This window comes from Symmachiella dynata (genome assembly GCF_007747995.1).
Lineage (GTDB): Bacteria > Planctomycetota > Planctomycetia > Planctomycetales > Planctomycetaceae > Symmachiella > Symmachiella dynata.
Map to the genome: position 1 here is coordinate 981,330 of NZ_CP036276.1, position 17,881 is coordinate 999,210.

The 17,881-nt window shown below is 55.3% G+C and carries 13 protein-coding genes; 5 read left to right on the top strand and 8 right to left on the bottom strand.

The window, feature by feature from the left end:
* Nucleotides 1-342: 342 nt before the first annotated feature.
* The 4 genes from Mal52_RS03780 to recQ all read left to right on the top strand — a co-directional run bounded on the left by Mal52_RS03780 (nucleotide 343) and on the right by recQ (nucleotide 4,943).
* A complete protein-coding gene (locus Mal52_RS03780) occupies nucleotides 343-867 on the top strand; it encodes a UvrB/UvrC motif-containing protein (RefSeq protein ID WP_145374396.1) in 525 nt (174 codons plus the stop codon).
* Between the two features lie 153 nt (nucleotides 868-1,020).
* Nucleotides 1,021-2,085 (top strand): protein arginine kinase, encoded by a 1,065-nt coding sequence (locus Mal52_RS03785; RefSeq protein WP_145380531.1) that lies wholly within the window; start codon nucleotides 1,021-1,023, stop codon nucleotides 2,083-2,085.
* Nucleotides 2,086-2,497: 412 nt separating this feature from the next.
* Complete coding sequence (locus Mal52_RS03790; protein WP_145374397.1) at nucleotides 2,498-2,875, top strand: CoA-binding protein; 378 nt, start codon at nucleotides 2,498-2,500, stop codon at nucleotides 2,873-2,875.
* 217 nt (nucleotides 2,876-3,092) lie between these two features.
* A complete protein-coding gene (gene recQ, locus Mal52_RS03795) occupies nucleotides 3,093-4,943 on the top strand; it encodes a DNA helicase RecQ (protein ID WP_231962520.1) in 1,851 nt (616 codons plus the stop codon).
* Nucleotides 4,944-5,017: 74 nt separating this feature from the next.
* Here recQ and Mal52_RS03800 read toward each other — a convergent pair whose 3' ends face one another.
* The 4 genes from Mal52_RS03800 to Mal52_RS03815 all read right to left on the bottom strand — a co-directional run bounded on the left by Mal52_RS03800 (nucleotide 5,018) and on the right by Mal52_RS03815 (nucleotide 10,287).
* Nucleotides 5,018-6,304, bottom strand: a complete 1,287-nt coding sequence (locus tag Mal52_RS03800; protein WP_197534640.1) for a citrate/2-methylcitrate synthase — start codon at nucleotides 6,302-6,304, stop codon at nucleotides 5,018-5,020.
* Nucleotides 6,305-6,488: 184 nt separating this feature from the next.
* On the bottom strand, nucleotides 6,489-8,444 hold the full coding sequence (locus tag Mal52_RS03805; RefSeq protein WP_145374400.1) for a redoxin family protein: 1,956 nt from the start codon (nucleotides 8,442-8,444) through the stop codon (nucleotides 6,489-6,491).
* Between the two features lie 298 nt (nucleotides 8,445-8,742).
* Entirely contained in the window at nucleotides 8,743-9,735 is a 993-nt protein-coding gene (locus Mal52_RS03810; RefSeq protein ID WP_145374401.1) for a DUF4292 domain-containing protein, read from the bottom strand.
* A gap of 60 nt (nucleotides 9,736-9,795) precedes the next feature.
* Nucleotides 9,796-10,287, bottom strand: a complete 492-nt coding sequence (locus Mal52_RS03815) for a hypothetical protein (protein ID WP_145374402.1) — start codon at nucleotides 10,285-10,287, stop codon at nucleotides 9,796-9,798.
* A gap of 437 nt (nucleotides 10,288-10,724) precedes the next feature.
* On the opposite strand from Mal52_RS03815, the gene Mal52_RS03820 reads away from it, so the two are divergent.
* Nucleotides 10,725-12,143: an outer membrane protein assembly factor BamB family protein gene (locus tag Mal52_RS03820; RefSeq protein WP_145374403.1), complete on the top strand. Its 1,419-nt coding sequence runs from the start codon at nucleotides 10,725-10,727 to the stop codon at nucleotides 12,141-12,143.
* A 229-nt stretch (nucleotides 12,144-12,372) separates the two neighbouring features.
* Here the strand turns inward: Mal52_RS03820 and Mal52_RS03825 are convergent, their stop codons facing one another.
* From Mal52_RS03825 to Mal52_RS03840, 4 genes are all read right to left on the bottom strand, one after another.
* Nucleotides 12,373-13,566: a M14 family zinc carboxypeptidase gene (locus Mal52_RS03825; protein WP_197534641.1), complete on the bottom strand. Its 1,194-nt coding sequence runs from the start codon at nucleotides 13,564-13,566 to the stop codon at nucleotides 12,373-12,375.
* A 306-nt stretch (nucleotides 13,567-13,872) separates the two neighbouring features.
* The gene (locus tag Mal52_RS03830) at nucleotides 13,873-14,562 is read right to left on the bottom strand and encodes a hypothetical protein (RefSeq protein ID WP_145380532.1); all 690 of its coding nucleotides are present in this window, start codon (nucleotides 14,560-14,562) and stop codon (nucleotides 13,873-13,875) included.
* Between the two features lie 439 nt (nucleotides 14,563-15,001).
* Nucleotides 15,002-16,306, bottom strand: a complete 1,305-nt coding sequence (locus tag Mal52_RS03835) for an MFS transporter (RefSeq protein ID WP_197534642.1) — start codon at nucleotides 16,304-16,306, stop codon at nucleotides 15,002-15,004.
* 756 nt (nucleotides 16,307-17,062) lie between these two features.
* A complete protein-coding gene (locus Mal52_RS03840; protein ID WP_145374406.1) occupies nucleotides 17,063-17,752 on the bottom strand; it encodes a uracil-DNA glycosylase in 690 nt (229 codons plus the stop codon).
* Nucleotides 17,753-17,881: the final 129 nt, after the last annotated feature.

A 17,881-nucleotide genomic window follows, 5' to 3' on the forward strand; every position in this document is an offset into this window, starting at 1 on the left:
GTGCCTGCCCACAAAAACGCGCTACAGGGTCAGATTAGCCGCAGATTATTTGTTTGAATCGGATCGGCCGACCTGTACATAAGGTATGATCAATAAGGTGTCCGGTCAGTTCCGTCGCCGAGGGGCAGAATTCTGGTTGCTTGGATTTGAGCAACGACGATCAGCAAACGTAACCGCATCCATAGTACCAGCTTGGCCTTAGGCGCGACAGTCAGAAACGTCGTCGCTTGACACTCGGGGGGCCGCGAATAGAATTGAATTGAGGTGATGCCCGACGGGAACGGCCCGTAGAGCGGATGCCCTTTATTGCGCACACATCAGTTTTTTGAAACAACCGTTTCAATGAAGAAATGCAGCAAATGCCCGAAGCCGGCAACCTTGCACATCACGGAACTCGTGAAGCAAGTGCCGCATGAGATCCATCTGTGTGAGGATTGCGCGCAACAATACCTCAACCAAGACGAGCCATCGCCCGCCTCGGAACCGGAGGAAGGGATGATGGTCAAGTTGCAATTGGATGCGGGTGACAAAGAACTGGCGGAATTGGATAAAAACGTCTGCCCCAATTGCGGCATCAGTTTTCGAGAGTTTCGCAGCCAAGGGCGGTTTGGGTGTCCTCATGATTATGTCGTCTTCGGCGACGAGTTAGAGGCACTTCTGGAGAATATCCACGACGAGCGACAACATTGCGGAAAAGTTCCCAAGCGTGCACCCTCCGACAGCCAACGCCAATACCAACTGATCAAACTGCGGAGCGAATTGCGCAAAGCGGTGGCGGAGGAATCTTACGAAGAGGCAGCGCGGTTACGGGATGAAATCCAGGCGATGGAAACGGCGCTATCGCAAGGCACGGGTGACGCAGACTGATGGAATGAGGATGCCCTGTCTGGTTCATCAGGCTAGGCGGCGTGTCAAATTGAAATGCTAATCACGCGTATCGTTGTCGGCAGTTGGCCGAGGGCGGAACGTAGTCGGTGGAATTGGTCGCGATTGTTCGGGCCACCCTGGGAGAATTTGATTGTGGAACTGGATGACCTCACACACACCAGTGGCGAGTGGTTGCGAGGCACCGGGCCTGAAGCCGATATCGTCATCTCCAGTCGAATTCGGTTGGCACGCAATTTGGCGCAGTTCCCGTTTCTGAGTCGCTCCGACGAATCCACCCGCGCCGAAATCGAAGGCTTGCTGCATCAACACGTCAGCGATCTCCGCCTGCCGCAACCGTTGACGTACCTCGACGTGCAAAACATGTCGGAGTTGGACCGCCGCTTTCTCGTCGAACGACAATTGATCAGCCGCGAACTGTGCGAAAGCAGCGGCGCGCGCGGTGTGGGAATCAGCAGCGGCGAAAACGTAAGCCTGATGGTCAACGAAGAAGACCATCTGCGGATTCAAGTCCTGCGCAGCGGCTTGGCTTTGGAGGACTGCTGGGAAGAAATCGACCGCATTGATGATTCGCTCGAAGAAAAAGTGACCTATGCCTTTAGCGAACAGCTCGGCTATCTCACTGCGTGTCCTACGAATGTGGGGACCGGAATTCGCGTGAGCGTCATGCTGCATTTGCCGGCGCTGGTGATGACCAAAGAAATCCAAAAGGTGTACCAGGCCCTGCAAAAAATCCATCTCGCCGTCCGCGGCCTGTATGGCGAAGGCAGCCAGGCGATGGGAGACTTTTATCAGATATCCAACCAAGTCACGCTGGGAAAAAGCGAATTGGATATCATTAGTGAAGTGAAAGACGTGATCCCGCAAATTATCGGCTACGAGCGAAAGTATCGAGAAGCTTTGGTGAAGGAAAAACGCCGCGATTTGCACGATCAAGTTTCGCGGGCCTATGGAATCTTACGGACCGCGCAGACAATCAGTTCCGAGGAAACGATGCATCTGCTTTCCAGCGTGCGGATGGGCATCAATTTGGGCCTGATCGACGATTTGGAAATCCCGACAGTGAACGAGTTGTTCATCCATACGCAACCGGCGCATCTGCAAAAGCTCCGCAACTCCGCACTCGAATCGGGCGAACGCAACGTGGCCCGCGCCTGCTATCTGCGTGAACGCTTGGCGTCCAACAACGACGTCCCGTAGCACAAACTGCGGTTCGTTTCGAAAACGGGGTGACCGTGGTGTGCGGTAAAAAGAAGCCTCACGCAAAGCCGCAAAGCTCGCCAAGGGATGTGCCGGGTCCAACGGGATTGTGAGCGTTTCCTCATATTAAGTTCAACGTACTCAAGAAGTTCATAGAATTCGTTCTCCCCACCGTTGGGCGCTGATCACGACCTGCGCTAAACGCCGAAAACTCCTTTGCGAGCTTGGCGGCTTTGCGTGAGGTATTTTTTACCACTGATCGCTAAAAAAGATTAACCACGAAAGAAGCGAAAAACACGAAAAAATGCTGTGATGGTGTTCGTTCGTCTCGCGATAGCTTAGGCTCGATCAGGTTTTATCATCCAACCGTGTAACCAGCCGTATTTGCCAATTTCCACAAAGGGGATTTCGTATGTCGAAACCGACTGTCGCCGTGCTCGGGGCCAGCGCCGATCGCAATAAATATGGCAACAAAGCGGTTCGGGCGTATCGGGAGCAAGGGTATGACGTTTATCCGATCAACCCCAGTGTGACGGAGATTGAAGGGCTCAAAGCGTATTCCGCGCTGGATGAAGTGCCTGTCGAGATGTTGGACCGCATTAGCGTCTATCTGCCGCCGACGATCGGGATTTCGCTGCTGCAGGAAATCCAGGATGCCGGGGCTGAGGAAGTCTGGCTGAATCCCGGCAGCGAAAGTCCGGAGTTATTGGCCCGTGCGGAGGAGTTGGGGTTAGACGTCATCCAAGCCTGCAGCATCGTAGACATCGGCGCGCGGCCCAGTGCGTTTTGAAATTGGGGATCTGCGAGGGACTTGCTGAGCGCGTCTTGGTGGACATTTGCATCGGCGTTGCTTAGTGTAGCTATCCGAACCCGCGTATTAGCGGATGCCCGCGAGAATCAGTGACACCGACGATTCTCAGCTTGGCAACGCAAACGTGACGTCCCGCGCTCCAATTCGGATTTGCTCTGCCCTAGAATCTTCAGTCGAACATTTCTCGCCGATGCACATGGATGCCAACACTGCCGCTCCTGAGGATGTCCTCAAGCAATACTGGGGCTACGACGACTTTCGCCCGCTACAGCGCGAGGCGATCGACTGTGTGCTTGCCGGGCGGGATTCGGTGGTTGTGTTGCCGACCGGCGGCGGAAAATCGCTCTGTTTTCAAATTCCCGCGATGTGCATGCCTGGTATGGCGGTCGTGGTTTCGCCGCTCATCTCGCTGATGAAGGACCAAGTCGACGCGCTGCGTTCCAACGGCGTCCCGGCTGCTTGCGTGAACAGTTCGCTCTCCTATCAGGAGCGTATTCAGGTCTCCGAAGAAATTCGCAGCGGGCAGTTGAAGCTGCTGTATGCGGCGCCGGAACGGTTGTTGATGGAAAACACGATCGAATTCCTGCAGGAGTCCAACGTCTCGTTCGTCGCCATCGACGAAGCGCATTGTGTGAGCGAATGGGGACACGACTTTCGGCCGGACTACCGTCAATTACGGACACTCAAACGGGCCTTTCCCAATATCGGCATCCATACCTATACCGCGACGGCGACCGAAATCGTCCGCGAGGATATTGCCAAACAACTCGATTTGCATGAGCCGGAGGTCCACATTGGATCGTTTGACCGCCCGAATCTGATTTATAAAATCGAACGCCGATCGGGCGGGATCAAACAGATTCAGGAAGTCATCGACCGGCATCCCGGCGAGTCGGGGATTGTGTATTGCATCAGCCGCCGCAAGGTGGATGAAACAACGTCGGAGCTCAACGAGTTGGGTTACCGCGCCTTGCCCTATCATGCAGGGATGCCCGATACGCAGCGAAAAGACAATCAGGATGCGTTCATCAACGAACGCTGCGACATCATCGTGGCGACGGTCGCCTTTGGTATGGGAATCGACAAGTCGAATGTCCGCTATGTGATTCATTCGCAACTTCCCAAATCGCTGGAAGCGTATCAACAGGAAAGTGGCCGCGCCGGGCGGGATGGCTTGGAGGCGGAGTGTTGTCTGTTTTATTCCACTGGCGATTTCAACACGTGGTCGCGGTTGCTCAATCAGTCGGGGGACCTCAAAGCGCGAGACGTGTCGATTGATTCGCTGGGGATGATGCTCGATTTCTGCACCGGTGTCACGTGTCGACACCGCGCAATCGTGGAACACTTTGGGCAAAAGCTAGCTGTGGATTCCTGCAATGCGTGCGACGTCTGTATGGGGGACATTGAACTGGTCGACGACGCGCTGGTCATCGGTCAAAAAATCCTCTCCTGTGTGATTCGCCTCGAACAACGTTTCGGCGGCGAATATACCGCGGGCGTGTTAAAAGGTTCGCAGGAGCGTCGCTTGCTCGACAACGGGCACGATCAATTGAGCACCTATGGTTTACTCGCCGAGGAATCGCAGCGAACGATTCGTGACTGGATCGAGCAGTTGGTTTCGCAGGGGTATTTATCGCGTTACGGCGAATTCAACCAATTGCAGGTGAGTGAAAATGGGCGGCAAGTGTTGCGGGGCGAAGTGACCCCTCGATTGAGCAAGCCGCTCAAGAAGGCTAAAAAATCCAGGTCCGAATCCAAGTCCAAAGTCGCCGAGGAATCTTGGGAAGGCGTCGATCGCGGACTGTTCGATGTCCTGCGGACCATTCGCAAGGCGATCGCTGAAGAAAAAGAGGTCCCCGCCTACGTCGTCTTCGGTGACGCCGCCCTGCGCGACATGGCGCTGCGCCGCCCGACCACACTGGAAGGATTTCTAGACGTCCGCGGCGTCGGCGAAAAGAAGTGCAAGGACTACGGCGAGGAATTCGTCGGCGCGATCAGCGCGTATTGCCGAGAACACGATGTGACTGCGGATGTTGATGTGGATTAGGTGTAGGTCATGCTGTGCATGACGATGCTTATGAACCTTCAACATGGCGCGAGGTTCGTCATGCACAGCATGACCTACGCGGTCGTGGAGACGTCCAACGCCGCTGCTTCATGCACGAGCTTCAGCGCTTGATCCAACAACTCGGCGGCGCGGCGTTGATTGTCGGGGACTTCGGCTGCCTGTTCGCCGGGGGTGATTTGTTCCAGCGAGGTGGCCAAGCACATTGATGCGGCGGCCAGCAATTCGGGGAAGTATTCCGCTCCGACCTCGCCGCTTTCACCGTTGTCGGTGTCGAGTGCGTGGCGGACTTCGACTAACTTGCTTGAGGCAGCGAATTCATCGTCATTCGACTGCGCTGCAGGAATGGCGGTGGACAACGATTCCAGCGGTTGTGCGTTGCGGGCTTGTCGGGCGTCGTCGATGATCGCTTGGTCTTGTTGTTCTTTATCGCGGAACGGTTTCTTTTTGCCGCTGCTAAAGAGGCCTTGGATTTTCTGGAATGATGAGTTGTCCCGCAGTTTGTTAAACCGTTTGGCCAGTTGTTTGAAGTTGGCGTTGAACAACTTGGGCATTGCCACCGGCAGCACCATGAATCGTTTTTGTGTTTGATAGGGCATGTCTGTCTGTTCCTCGACCACATGCGCCAACATGGCTGCCGTCCGCGCCAGTAAGAACAAACCGGTACCATGCTGTGGTTGGAAACCGAGCGAAAGCAAAATCGCGCCGGTGATGCCGTCGACATTGGGCGGAACTCCTTTTTGTTCCGACATGCAACCAACGACACCGTCGTAGACGTCCAGGTAAGGGCCTTCGGCTTCCAGTTCGCACAACACTCGCCGCACGTGCGTTGGCCGGGGGTCTTTGCGCAACAGCGGATGTCCGTAGCCGGGCACGGTTTCACCCCGCTCGATCATACCGAGGACATGTATGCGCGCAAATTCGACCAACGCGCCTGCTTTGGCTGGTGTCTCACCCTGTTGCTCGCGGTAAGCGGTCAGGATGTCGCGATACAACGTCATCGCATGTTCGACGGCTCCCACGTGATACGGTCCGCTGGCCAAGTAGCCCGCGGCCAGCGCTTGCGCAGTGGAAACACCTGTTCCGGCGACCAGTCGCGGGACTAGCGTTGTGGGGGGCAACAGTCCGAATCCGCCATGAAAGGCGACCAAGACCAGGTCGAACATTTGCCGTTCTTTTTCTGAGGGCAATTGTCCGTGCAGAATGTGAAACAGCGCATCGGTATAGGTGTATTTGCCCAGCAGGTCGTTCAGGTTGTGAGAATGCACGAGCAATTGCTCGGCAGACATGTGCACGCCGTCGATCTGGGTGCCGAGATACGGATACGGAAACGACCGCGCCATGAACTGCGTCTCCCAGTGCAATGTCACACTCAAAAAATCAGGGTGCCACTGGCTCCGCCAGTGCTTTGAAGACATTTTCAGAAAGTTTGAATGCGCACGGACCAAGCCCGTGGCACACTATTCCAACCACATATTGGATCGTGACAAATCACGAGTCCTGCCCAGCATTCCGGGCGGTTCGTCGCTACTTGGTCTTGGATGTTTTTTCGTCAGCGCCGACTTGAGGCGTTTTGCCCGCGATTAAATCCGGCAGCAACGTTTTCAAATCATCAACGCTGGCATTCCGCTTCACGACCTTGCCGTCGCGGTCGACCAGAAACACCGTCGGAGCTGTGATAATGCCGAAGTCGCGCGCCGGGGGGCTGTCGACCAGTCCGCCCGGTTCATGAATCTGCGGCCAAGTCACTTTGTGCTGTTTCAAATATGCAGGGATCTCACTTGCATCGGCGTCGACGTTGACACCGACGATTTCAAATCCGTTGCCGTGATGTTTCTTGTACAGTTCGCGGATTTGCGGGAGGTCCTCCGTGCAGGGTTTGCACCATGTGGCCCAATAGATCACGGCTAATACCTTGCCGCGATAGTCCGCTGTCTTAATCGTTTTGCCTTGCAGGCTGGTCCCGCTCAATTCCAACGGTTTGCCTTCGATCTCGATCCGCTTAACGGCCCCCTTAGCGCGAGGGAGTGAGGGCGATTCGGGATAATCCTTGATCAACTTGGCATACCAGGTTGCCGCTTTTTTCACATTGCCGCTGAATTCTTCAGCAATGGCGATTTGCAGAATTGCCTCCGGGGCATCATCGGACAACGCATGCTTGTCTACATAAGCTTCTAAATCCGCCAGCCATTTTTCGTGGATTTTGCTTCGTTCGTCGTTGTCGGCGTCGCGAATCTTGACGTTGTAACCGGCCAGCATTCGGCGATAAACCACATAGGCCAACATCGGGGCTTCGTTGTTCGATTTCTCCAGTTCGGCTTCCAAAGCCTTCAAGCGTGCTTCTGCCTCGGGGTAGACACCCGTCTGGATGCCGGCGGCGAGTCCATCAGTCAATTGCCGCGTCCATTGGTCGCGGAGTTCGTCCGATTTCGACGTCTTTCGTAATTTGGTTAACAGATCAGCCCGCTCTGCATAGTATTTGGACATTTTGGAACGGCTGGCGGTCAGGGCGGGGCTGTTTTTATCTAGCTCCTGCAGCTCTTCGATCAACTTCCGGGCAACCGGATTGTCTTCGGATTCCATTTCCGTATCGGCGACATCGGCTGTGGCCGGATTCATCAGAATGCCGCCGACCTGGACCGAGTCCTTGCCCATCAACTGGGGAATGCCAGCCAACTTCCAGGAGTTTCCAACACGGACCATCTCGCCGATTTGAATCAGCGCCGTTTGCGATCCCGTTTCGACAGTAGCCATCGCGTTTTCGTAGATGAACAAATCCTGCGGCGCGCCGATTTGTTCGGCTGGAACCGTGGCGGGAATCGAATTGATGAACTGAAGCCATCGCGATTGTTTGCCGATTCCCTTGGCAGCGGATTGGTTCTTGGCCAATTTCGCGGGCGCGTCGGCAACTTCAGCGAGTAGCTTTTTGGAGACCGATTTGGGAATTCCCAATTCTTTGGCATCGTCTTCGTTGAACAGCAAGGGTTGCAGAATCTTGCTGTTGCCGGAGGTGAGCGCTCGGACTGCTTCACGACTGGCTTCCTCGGCGGAGATGATTTTCCACGAGTCGACAATCCCATCGGCGTTGTTGTCGATGCCCCACCGCGAGCCGGCGCGGTTCATCCAGCGAAACTGGTCGATTTTGTTGTCGGCGTTCGAGTCGATATCGCGATAGACTTCCAAACCACGGAAGTAGTACCCCCAGTGATCGACGATGTTATCACCATCGGTGTCCATGAACCGCCGCAGAGTTTCGCCTCCCGGTCCCAACACAACCCAGCCCGAAGCCTTACCCTTGCGGACGACCGTGACTTTGCATTGGTCGTATTCGCTGGTTTTGGGAATATCGTATTCGACATCGGCCTGTTTGGGCTTAAAGCTGAGCGCTAATTTTGCTGTGGGAGGATCGGCCGCCTCGACCGTTGTCACCAGCACACTCAATAGTCCACAAACCGCAGCTAACCGCATCAAAGTGTAGTGCATCCGCACAACTCCATCGTTGAATGACCCGTCCAAGTTCTCAACCACTGCCGTAGGGTGCGTCGCAACGCAGCTTTCTGCGCAGAACTAACGCCCCCCACGAGTTCACCACTGTATAAGCCTTCCGCCCAAAGTGACACACCTGCTCAAGCCTGTCCCCTCACGCCTCAAGCCTTTTTCCTCGTGGCGGATTTTATAACATTCTCCACCGTCAGGTCACCAGCAGGTTGCTGAGATTTCATTGGTGAGGACAATTCTCAGCTAAAAATCAGCACGAGCGAATTCCGCCGTTTCGCGGCGCTTACTCTTCATACGGCGTTGACTGGATCGGTTCATACTCGCCCTGCGCGGAGGGAGCTTCGTAGAGATTTTCCTGCAAATTGGATCGCTGGATCATTCCTTGTGCAGGAATTTGCCGCACCGGCATGCCTTGCGGCACTTGGAATTGGGCCGGACTGGTGGCTGGATTAAATTCGATTTGCTCCAGTTTAATGTTTAATTGCATTTGAGATTGCGGCCAAATCAACTCAATCCGACCCGGCAAATACGCATTGCTGTTGGGATCGGAGAGATATTCGGACAGATTCGCCTGAGCGATCACGTGTCCGCCCGCATCGAGCAACGCATGTTCGACGACGTTGGCATGGCAGCGATTGATCGTCGTGCGCTTTTGCACAGGCTGCCCGGAAGGGGAAATGCGTTTGTTGTAGATTTCCAAGTACCCTTCGCGTTCAACAAAAGTCGTCTCGTTGTCGAGGACGATTGGGCGCACACCCATCACCTCCATCAACCAATCGGGTTCGAAGGGAATCGGCATCGTGTGGGCGGCATGGGCGACGTCTTCATGATTGCACATGATGACGTCGGAGTCGGGGTGCTTGGGATCCTCGATCCAAAACCAAAAATGGTCGTCATTGGAACCCAAATCGGCGACCTGACGCGCACCCAAGGGATGTTTCGCCAACAGGCGGAAATTCCGCTGTCCGTCAACCGCGACAGTTGTCCCTTTGACCTTGAGGAGCATGTGGCTTCCGGAAATCGTCGCCTTTGTCGACTTCCAACCATGAATTTTTTCTGTGTTGGCATTCACCTGTGCGACCAACAAGTGCGGCTCCATGGCGGGATTGACGTGGCATTTGGCACTGGGGCCAAACGGATCATCGGGTGCAGGCCAGAGTCGGCAGCCGGTGCCGGTCAGGCAGAGAGTCGCCGCCAACAGACAGCACACAATTGCAGCCCGTTGGTTTCGTGCAGGTTGCAACGTCGTAAGCGGCGTCCTTGCCTGTTGTGACATCTGTCGATTCCTATCGTTGTGTCCGTGTGGGCTGTTGAGGCTGTGCGGGGCAACGTCCGTTTATGCCGCCCACTCCTGCATTAAGTGCGCGTTGAGGCTTTCTTGCAGTTCGTGCATTTCGTCTTCTTCGAGTTGAAAATCGCGGACTTCGTACATCCCTTCGCCTTGGCTGCCGCTGACTTGGATGTATTCGTCTTTGCCATCGTGGTGCGAGCCTTCCAAACGCACGCGGCGTTTTTGCAGCAACAACAGTGCAAGGACGTACCGCAGTTTTTCTTGTGCCGGGTTGGCGTCTTCGGTCATTTGATCGAAATAGGCCATTAACCCATCGGCGTCGATGGTCGGTTTTTTATTCACGATCGGTTCGGGAACAATGCATTGCCAAGCACCGATCGGTTCTCCCTGCCACAACTTGCGGCCCGCTTCAGAAAAATCAAGCCGCACCATCTCGTCGTTCTCTTCGATCAAAACGCTATAGCACACTGTGCCGGGGACAAGGTCCTCGCCGGTTTGCGCACATTTTTTACTGAGCGGTTTGAGATGATAGTCCATAAGAGGGGCGAATCGCGTAGCAGGCTAGAGCAGGGTGGGATGGTATGAAAAACGTATCCCGACCGCGTGTGCCGGGAAACGGGGCGGGATCGTACTGCAAAGTTCATCACGACACAATACGATCCCACACCGCGACGCGCAGCACGCGCCATGCATCTCAGAACGCCTTTGCTGAAGGCTTGAGGCGTGAGGTGACAGGCTTGAGGGGGCGGGGTGTAGGGTGGCTTGGGTGTTGTGACTGGATGGAACACCAACGAATCCATCTCAAAAGAAGATCTCATCCCACCATCCCTCAAGCCTGTCGCCTCAAGCCTCACCCCTCAAAACGTCCCCGCGATTGGCGCTTCCCCTACCGAGCAGGTATAAAACTGAGAGACCACCGCCCCGTGCCGTGGCTCATCTTGATTCTCCCCCTCCTGTCCCCTTGAGGTTGCACCATGCGTTTTCTTGTGTTGACTCCAATATTGCTGTCGTTTTGCGTAGCGGTTGCCTCGGCGGATACCTGGTTGCAGTTTCGCGGACCGAACGGGGCCGGGCGGATGCCGTCAGCAGCGCGGCTGCCCGAAGAGATCGGGCCGGAGAAAAACGTGTTGTGGAAAACGCCGCTTCCGCCGGGGCATTCCTCGCCGGTGGTGACGGACGATCGTATTTTTGTCTCGGGCGTCCGCGACGGCCAATTGGTGACCATCGGCCTGGACCGCCAAACCGGCAAGCAACTTTGGGAACGCGTCGCCCCGCATGACGCCTTAGAAAAGATCCACGCGATCGGCAGTCACGCGCAAAGCAGTCCCGCCAGCGACGGTGAGATCGTGGTGAGCTTTTTTGGATCGGCGGGACTATTCGCCTATGACAAAGATGGCAAACCGTTGTGGCATAAACCGCTGGGGCCCTTCAGCAACACCTTCGGCGCCGGCAGTTCACCGATTCTGTACGGCGACTACGTGATTCTCAATCAGGATCACGATATCGACTCCGCCTTGATGATCTTCAACAAGACCAACGGTGAATTGGTGCGGCGCATCAATCGCGACGATTTTCCGCGGAGTTATTCCACACCGATTATCTGGGAGCAAAACGGCAAACCGCAAATTGTAGTCAGCGGTACGCTGCGCATCGTGGGCTACGATTTGGAAACCGGAGAGGAAATCTGGACAGTGCGAGAACTGGCGCGAATTTCCAACACCACGCCGGTGATTGGTTCTGATGGTGTTCTGTATCTCGCAGTCTGGTCGCCCGGTGCGGATTCGGAGAACCGTATTCAAGCCGAACCGTTCGACGAGTTGATTGAGACGCTCGACAAAAACAAGAACGGTGCGTTGGAGTTAGTCGAAATCCCCGAAGGAGCGCTGCAGCGTCGCTTTGGACAAATCGACCGCAACAAGAGCGGCGAAATTACGCGAATGGAATACGAGTTCATGCGCAACGTCTTCCACTCAGCCGAGAACGCCATTGCCGCAATCCGTCCGGGCGGAACTGGGGACATCACGGACACGCACGTCCTCTGGAAAGAACGCAAGACATTGCCCTACGTCCCCTCGCCGCTGTTTCACGACGGGCATGTGTATACGGTCAAAAAAGGAGGCATCTTCACCAGCCGCGATGCTTCGACCGGGCAGGTCGTTAAAACAGGCCGACTGCCTGCAACGGGTGCCTACTACAGTTCGCCGGTTTACGGTGACGGCAAATTCTATCTACTCAACCAACATGGCCGCTTGTCGGTCATGACTGCCCAGCCAAAGTGGAAGAAACTGAGCACGGCCGATTTCGGCGAAGACACCTACGCCACCCCCGCCTTGGTCGACGGAAAAATCTACCTCCGCACCGCCGGCCACCTGTATAGTTTCGGACTCGAATAGCCGAACACCATCGAATACGCCGCGCATCCATCTCCCCCTCTCCCTCTGGGAGAGGGCCGGGGTGAGGGTTTTCGCTCGGGCCAGCGATTATCCTCGCTAACAAACCTTCCATCCACGTCTGCACACCAGTAATTCCCTGTAAGGCAAACTGCTTTGCTGCGCCGGGTTTGAATAGGGTAATCATTCATCCTAGGCGAGAAAGGTGCGTCGCGAGGCAGCCCACGACCGCTTACGGGCGTTGTCTGGGCGGGGGGAGTTCGTGGTAGCCGCGGCGTGCCGGGCGCGGTGCTTGCAGGCGATTGGGATTGGGCACGCTGGTCGGCCCGCCGCCGTTGATGTTGAGTGGTAACGGGAACGTTTTCGATTTGGCGACCGGGCCTTGCGGATCGAGATCCTCGGTCGACTCGTTGTAATACGGGGATTTCAATCGCGGATCCGCGGCGGTGAGCGCCGTGACGAGGCCATCGGCATGAGTACTCCAGGCGGTCTTGCCGTCCAAGCGTCGATCGATGGACACCACAATGACCGGCAACTTGCGATCGTTTCCGGCGAACTGTTCTAAGGAGCCTGAAATCTCTGCTTGTCGATTCGAGACCCGATAGCCATTCTGCACGGCCACCTTGCGGGCGAGTTGCCGCGCCGGGCCGGCGTAATCGATGCTCCCTTTGGCGTTCGTGTTTTGTATGACAATAATCCGATCCGGTTTGAAGTCGTCGATCATGCGGATCAACACCCGCGTTTCGATTTCACTGGCGGCATTGGGGCCCGCTTTCCCATCAGCGGTCGTTCGCCAATTGTCCGACGGAAAATTACGCGTCAGATCGATTCCCCGACCGTTGTAGGGTGAGCCCAGTGCAACGCCGTCCGGATTAGGATTACGGACAAACAAAGCGGTGCAGGCGTTTTGCAGAGTTGCTTGATTGCTCATGGTTTGGGCGAACTGTTCGATCACACTGATGCTCGAAGCATCCTGGCCGTTTAAGCCAGCCAGCACCATCACCCGCGATCGACCGATGCCGATTTGCACGGTCTGAATGGGCCGACGTTGTGTGCTTTGGTAGTGCGATTCCCACAAGGTACGATGCTCGACCTTTTGGCGAATCGTATTTTTGATGCTCGGTCCGGGCCGTTCCGGTCGACCCCAGGGGTCAGTGCGCACGTTTCGCACAGGCAATTTGCGACGCCGCGCTTCGGGACCGGGGTCAGGCTCGGGAGAGAGCAACTGCGGCCCCCCGGAATTCGACGTTCCTGGTGCTTCGAGAATTGGCGCTGACGAGGACGGAGGAAAATCGGATTGCTGTTGCGGAATCGGCGTCAGGTTTTGAGGAGAGCCGCCGTAGTAATCTGTTTGGGTATTTCGAGCGGTGCACCCGGCGATTAAAAACAAGCAAGCGCATATCGTACGTGATTTATAAGTATCCATAGCAATTCCTTGCTGGAGGGGGTCGCAAAAGTCCTCGTGTCTCCCGGTCCAACCGACCGGTGGGTGCAACCACCGTTGGGAATTGTGGTGCACTGAATAAACGGCGAGCATCGCGAAGTGTTTGTCGAATAAAAAACGGCGGGAGGACGATTGTCCCGTCCCGCCATTTTCGTCTGAGAAGAGCATCCGCGTAGTGTGTTTGAGCAACAAAGCAACCGGCGGCTGCGTGCCCCCGTTTCAGCGCTCCAGATGCACACTGCACCGGGCAACTAAAAATTCCGAGGGCTTCGCTTGTTTCAAGGGGGCTTAATAAATTTCGTCGATGCCGAGTCGATATTTCAGTTCATCGAACATCGAATGGAATTCATCGCGGGAGGAATGGACGTGTTCGGCTTCGGTGATGAACTTAATGTCCTGGTCACGCCGTAGGCCGCAACTGTTGAGGATTTCCTCAAATTCTCCCAGTTCCTGCCCATACATGATGAGCAATTTGTGTTCGTCGAATTGCAGTTCCAACGGAATGTTGGGGTTCAAGACGGCAATGCCGGTGCAGCCGTCGTTTAAGAGCATATCCTCGAAGTCGTAAAGAATGCTTTTGAAAACCGGCGCGTCAATATGTTCGCGGTACAGGTCGTCATGTCCATTTGAATTGCGGTCGTGGCTGGTTTCCAAGACGACATCGACTTGGTCGCCCAAAGGTTCCAGCAAATCGATGAAGACGTCCATCATCGTATCGCTGGAAGCGGCCGCCATGATCACCGGGATCTCGACACCGGTGGCGCGATCTTTATAGACGTCGTGCCGATACCCGGCGCTGGGCACCACTTGTAGGTCGAAGGACGGCCGGACTGCATCCGTCAGCGAAAAGCCGCCGTAGCTGGCGATTCGCAGATGGGCATCCAGTTGCGCTTCGGAGAGATCCTCGAAGCTGCTCTGGTCTTCGTGGATTTGACCGTCATGAAAAACGTTTGTGAAAAACTTTTTTAGAAAGCTCATATTCCAGATTCCTTTGTCCCGCAGACGGTCAAAGTCGTCGCCTCGTGCGGTTGTTTCCGGCCCCATCAAAATCAGTTTCATTGCGGCCCCGAACCGGCAGGCAAACGCCAATGGGCCTCGTCAAAACTCTAGCATGCGTTTTGAGGGCAATTGAGAAACTACGCATCGGTGTGGCAAAAAATCATCGCGCATCGACCCCTTTTTGCGGGGGACGCACTTTGCGGAGAGATTGCCGCACAGAGAAACTGCCCCGTTAGGAAACCTCTGCGGCCAGACCAGGGGACAAACAATCGACGCAGCCGCGCAGATCGTCACAGCACAACCCGTCAGCGAAGCGCTTCTACGGGTCAAACCGACAACAACGATATTCCGCCCACGTGACTGGAATCGGAACGAACCAGCTTCCTCAAGCCTGTCCCCTCAAGCCTTGAGCTTACCCTTAGTCGTCCAGTTTTTTCCCCGTCGTATCGGGGGCGAACAAAATGACGATCATCCCGAGCAGATAAATCAGGTGCGTCCAACGGCCGACTTGGGCATAGTCGCCGTGAAAGGTGTTGAGCAGTGCTCCGGTTCCTAAGACACCGATGGCGGAAACAATACGGCCGAAGTTAAACGTCACGCCCGAACCGGTCGCGCGGATGTGGGTGGGAAACAATTCCGGCAGATACAACGGCAACCACCCAAAATAGATCGTCCCGAAAAATCCCAACATAAACACCCAAACCGTGAACGTCGGTGACAGGGGCGTTAGATTCCAAAACAAATAGCCGCTGCATGCCAGCGATAAAAAGCTGATCACAAAATAGGTGCTCCGCCGACCGAATTGGCTGGCCAGCCACCCCCCCAAAAGGCTTCCCAACGTCGCCCCCGTGGATCGACAGATGGAAATCGTAGCTTTGAGTTTAGGATCGTCGGCTCCCCCCACTTGATCAGCCCAAGGAATCGTCCAGTTCAAAGTGCCCCAACCCCCCAGCAAGGGAATCGTGCCTAAACAGATCCCGATGATCGTGATTCCCAGGTAGGGTGGTTTGAAGACCGTGGTCATTGAAGGGGTGTGTTTCGCGTCGCCACTGGAATTGCGTTGCGCTAACCAACGCGGCGATTCCGGGAGCGTGAACCACGCGAGTACCCCTAGCAGCGCGGGCAGCCCTGCCAGGGCGAATACCCATCTCCAATCTTCAATCGTCACATCGCGGACATATTTGGCCAGCAGACCGACAATCACGAATCCGACATTCGCTGCTGTCCCGATCAGTCCTGCTAGTAAAGGCCGTGAACCTTCGGACCAAGCTTCGGATGCCAATGCCACACCGTTGGGCCACATCCCGCCAATTCCCAGGCAAGCAATGAAACGCAAGACGAACAACTGTTCCAGTGACGTGGCGAAATAGCTGACTCCAGTGATCAGTGAGTAACACAAAATACTAGCTGCCATCGCTTTTGCGCGTCCGATTTTGTCACCCAGCCATCCGAAAAGTAGCCCACCGGTCGCCGCTCCCAACAAAAAGGCGCAGATATAACGTGCAAACCATTTTCCGACTTCGCCTTCGATCTGCGAATCGGGTAAGCTCTCCGGCAAGAAACTGATAATCGCCGGCCGTCCCGCCAAGGGGATCACATTCATCACCGAGCCGGCAAACATCCATCCCAAAAAGGCGACAAAGAGAATGAAAAGACTTTGCGCCATGGAAAGGCCAACTTGCGGCACGTTGGCTAGTTCCACGTTGTCTGACTCGGAGGACATACACATGACCTATGATTTTGAATGAGTGATGTTTTTCAGTCGGTGCAGTGTGACAGCTACACCGCACGGATTCAAATCCGCGCGGCAGATTCTCTCAACACTATGCAACTAACTGCAAACAACAGCTCAACCAGACGCGCCTCAATGGCCGTTTGAACCCAAGAAACCGATGCGTAGGTTTTACTTCTCCGTGCGACGAACGATTCAATGTTTTGTCTGGGACGTAAATATTCACCCCCAAAAAAAGAAACCACGAAAGCTACGAAAGACACGAAAACGATATCTGAAATGACAGCAGACGCATAAACCTTGTGCAGGCAGTCTATTAATGCAACCTTCTGTGCCTTTTTCGTTACCACCTGGACTCGCAGGCAAGGTACTAGCCACAGAGAGCACCGAGGACACCGAGAAAATCTCTGATGTGCGGTCATCGCTGTTTTTAAAATTTCTCTGTACTGCAAACTGTCAAAGTTTGCGCGCCACACGCGCTGGGAAATCATCCAGCAACTCAAACCCCGTTTATTTCGCGTCCCAAATTACGCCAGCGCTTGGTCCGGCACGAAATGCACAATGCGACGGCAAGCCGTCGGTTTGGGATCTTAATAGTCACGCCCAGAAATCTGTGTTTCATCCGTGTTCAATCTGTGGCTAAGAAACTATCGCCCCGGTTTCGATGCGGCCTAACTGCTCCGTGTCCTCCGTGCCTCCGTGGTGAATCCTTAGAACGGTGGATCTTCTTAAGATGCGCCCACCACACTAATCGCCGGCTTGCAAGATACCGCGGGCGGTGGCGAAGATGTCGTCGAACATCTCCTCTGTCAAACGGCCGGTGAAGGTGTTTTGCTGGCTGGGGTGATAGCTTGCCAGCAGCACACGGCCGTCGGTCAGTTCGACTTGTGCACCGTGACCGAACTTGGGAAGTTTGCCCGTATGCCAGCCGCGCGAACGTGCTTCTTTCAAGATGGCCTTAAACCCAATTTGCCCCAGAGCCAAAAACAAACGTACCGGCAACTGCTCCAACGTCTCCGTCAGCCAGTCGCGGCAATTGGCGATTTCGTCGGTCGTCGGTTTGTTTTGCGGCGGCGCGCAATGGCACACGGCTGTGATCGCGCAGTCCTTGAGAATCAATCCATCGTCGGCGGTTGTGGCTGTGGGTTGATTGGCAAATCCGGCGCGATGCAGCGCACGGTACAACCAATCGCCGCTACGATCGCCGGTGAACATCCGACCGGTCCGATTCGCTCCATGCGCCGCCGGCGCCAATCCAACCAACAACAACCGCGCGTCCGGGGCACCGAAATTCGGTACGGGTTGTCCCCAATACTGCGAATCTCGAAACGCTTTGCGTTTGACCGTAGCAATGTGTTCGCAATGCGCGATCAATCTCGGACAACGGCGGCACGTCGTGATCTGCGTATTGAGTTGTCCCCAAGCGTCATCGGGCATCGGTCTTCCTGTTTTTGATTTGGGGTGCGGCTTGTCCGCCAGTGCAGAATGTGAGACCGGCAATACACTGCTGGGCAAGCCAGCAGTGGCACCCAACTCTGGGATGATTTTGTTTTTTCAACGGGCGGG